The sequence below is a fragment of the Vicinamibacteria bacterium genome (assembly GCA_035620555.1).
Taxonomy (GTDB): domain Bacteria; phylum Acidobacteriota; class Vicinamibacteria; order Marinacidobacterales; family SMYC01; genus DASPGQ01.
In genome coordinates, this window is the sequence record DASPGQ010000704.1 from 1 (window position 1) to 3,222 (window position 3,222).

Below are 3,222 nucleotides of genomic sequence, written 5' to 3' on the forward strand. Positions count from 1 at the left end.
CACGTGGAACGGCTTCAGGAGGCGATGGCGGGGTTGTCAGTGTCGCAGAAGCGCGAGGCCAGCCGACTCTTGCGTGCTCTGAGTCGGCATGCCCGCGGCACGACGGGGGACCGAATGACGGAGGACGACTGAGGCGCAGGCCTCAAAATTTTTTCCACCAATAGTTAGATTTCTAACGATTTATCCAAGGAGGTTGCTCATGTCTCTCGCACCATCACTCACGCAGACATCGCTGGTCGGACGCGGCCGCACTGGACTCATTGCCCTGTGGGTTGTCCAGATTGGGCTCGCCGGCATGTTCCTGCTCGCCGGCGGCTCGAAGCTCCTCGGCGCCGCGCCGATGGTGGCGTTGTTCGACGCCATCGGCATCGGCCAATGGTTCCGCTATGTCACAGGCCTTATCGAGGTCAGCTCGGCGATTGCGCTGCTCGTGCCGTCGTTCGCGGTATTCGGTGCCGCGGCACTCGTGGCAACGATGATCGGTGCTGTCGCCACGCACCTCTTGATCATTGGAGGCTCCCCTGCGATGCCGGCGATTCTGCTGATCGGCTCAGCAGTCGTCGTCTGGGCTCGCCGGCATCAACTGCTCGGTGACCAGCCGACGGTCCGCTGACGATCTGATCGGAGTTCGTAGAAGGAGGCAGCGATGACATCACCAACGTTCGTTCAACCGTCGACCCGGAAGGTCGTGCATCGCACGCGGGGAGATCGCCATGGCCCGATCACCCGTCTCATGAGCCCATCGGACCTGGGTGCGCGGCTCAAGCCGTTCGTCTTCCTCGACCTCTTCGAGGCAGACATGCGAGCGTTGGCGGGCAGTATGCTCGTGCATCCACATTCGGGAATCGCCACGGTGACGGTGTTTACGCGCGGCGACGTGACCTTCGACGATCCGATCGCGGGACACGGCACGATCGGCTACGGTGGCCTTGAGTGGGCGCGTGCTGGACTCGGCATGTGGCATGGCAAGGAACTGTCAGCCGGATCGTCGCCGACGGTGCAGGGTTTCCAGCTGTGGATCGCCCTTCCGCCTGAATTGGAGCGCGCCGCCCCAGAAACCCAGTACCTCGGCTCTGAATTGGCGCCGAGCATCGGTCCGGCCCGATTGATCGTTGGTTCGTACGAAACCGCGACGAGCCCGGTCCGAGCTCCACGTGGCATTAACTACTTACTTGTCACGCTCAAGCCAGGCCAGAGCTGGACGTATGAACCGCCTGGCGGTCACACCGTTGCGTGGGTCGCCGTCGCCGAGGGCTCACTGAGCGGCAGTGAGCGGTTGTTGCAAGGTGAACTCGTGACATTCGAGGCAAGCGAGGCATCTGTCGTGTTTCAGGGAGAGGATGGCACTGGCGCAACTTTCGTCCTCGGCTCCGCGGTTCCGCATCCGTACGAGCTGCATCTGGGTGCCTATTCGGTCCACACATCAGCGGAAGCCCTTGCCGCGGGCGAACGGAACCTGCGCGAACTCAAGACACGTTTGGACGCGACAGGCGACCGGCGCACGGCATCGGGCTCAACGCCTGTGTTCCGGGGATGAACGGCGCGTGGACGGGTCTGTGGCTTGCGCGAACTGACCCGTCCCGTCGTCCCGTGGTCGCGTCCGCAAGCGAAGATCCAGCGGGTTGGCAGGGGCCGGGGCGCCGGCCGCGTTCTATACTGGAAAGCTGGCGTCAGACGGTTGTGTCGGATCGAGCCTCGGTGGCCGAGCGGGGCCAGATCGCCGTAAGTGATCGCAGGACATTAGGAGGTCTGACACAGTTTCTGACACTCGCTGTTTCGGGCTCAACCACTAGCCTGTAAACTGCTGATTCTAAAGACACGGAGAGATGTCCGAGTGGTTGCAAGTAGTCGGCGACTGAATAATCCCCTTGTGGACCTATCACAATACGTCCTCGAAACTCTCCGCAGGGATGAGGAATTCGTCCTGTATAGGGGCGAGCACCCGAACCAACTAGGTTCACGATCAGTTCTCCTGCTTGTTCCTGCTTTGCTGCAGCCGGGGCCGGAGACACTCAAAAAGGTCAAGCACGAATACTCGCTGAGGGATGAACTGGACTCGGCCTGGGCGGTTCGGTCCGTGGCCCTTTCCGAACAAAACGGGCAGACGATGCTCGTGCTCGAAGACCCTGGCGGCACAACGCTCGATCAACTCCTTCCGGGACCCATCGAAATCACGCGGTTTCTCCGGTTGGCCGTCAGTCTGGCCACCTCCCTCGACGAGGTACACAAAAGGGAGTTGATTCACAAAGACGTGAAACCGGCCAATATCCTCGTGGACCCCGCGACGAGCCAAGTCCGGTTGATGGGGTTTGGGATGGCTTCACGCCTTTCCCGCGAGCACCAGAAACCCGAAGCTCCGGAGTTCTTTGCTGGGACACTCGCGTACATGGCCCCGGAACAAACCGGGAGAATGAATCGCTCGATCGATTCACGGAGCGACCTTTATGCTCTCGGCGTCACGCTTTACGAGATGGTGACCGGGACGCTTCCATTCACCGGCACCGATCCGATGGAACTGGTGCACTGCCACATCGCAAAGCAGCCAATACCACCGTGCACGAAGCTGAAGGGTATACCGAACCCTGTTTCGGCGATCGTTATGAAATTGCTCGCCAAGACGCCCGAGGAGCGCTATCAGACAGCGTCCGGCGCCGCGAGCGATCTTTCGCACTGTCTGGCCGAATGGGAAATACAGCACCGCATCGACGAGTTTCCGCTTGGTGAACAGGACACGTCAGACCGGCTGGCGATTCCCGAGACACTGTACGGGCGAGAATCGGAAATCGGCGCCTTGCTCGCCTCGTTCGACCGCGTTGTCGCTGCCGGCAAGCCGGAGCTGGTGCTTGTGTCTGGCTACTCCGGTGTCGGCAAATCCTCCGTCGTCAATGAGCTTCACAAAGCACTTGTCCCACCGCGGGGACTCTTCGCGTCCGGTAAGTGCGACCAGTACAAACGCGACATCCCCTACTCCACGCTTGGACAGGCCTTTCAGTCTCTCATCCGTAACCTTCTCGCGAAGAATGAGGTCGACCTGACGAACTGGCGCAAAGCACTCTGCGAAGCATTGGGGCCGAACGGACGACTGATGATCGACCTTATCCCCGAACTCAAGCTCGTTATTGGCGAGCAGCCACCGGTTTCCGAACTTCCGCCCCAAGACGCACAACGGCGATTCCAACTGGTTCTCCGGCGATTCATCCGGGTGTTCGCCCAACCGCAACA

The 3,222-nt window shown here is 60.8% G+C and carries 3 protein-coding genes; all 3 read left to right on the top strand.

All coding sequences use genetic code 11. The annotated features are described in order from the left end of the window. Window positions 1-199: 199 nt before the first annotated feature. Window positions 200-613, top strand: a complete 414-nt coding sequence (locus VEK15_28335) for a DoxX family protein (protein ID HXV64639.1) — start codon at window positions 200-202, stop codon at window positions 611-613. Between the two features lie 33 nt (window positions 614-646). Beyond that, entirely contained in the window at window positions 647-1,537 is an 891-nt protein-coding gene (locus tag VEK15_28340) for a pirin family protein (GenBank protein ID HXV64640.1), read from the top strand. Between the two features lie 387 nt (window positions 1,538-1,924). Then, on the top strand, window positions 1,925-3,222 hold a 1,298-nt coding region (locus VEK15_28345), incomplete at its 3' end, for an AAA family ATPase (protein ID HXV64641.1).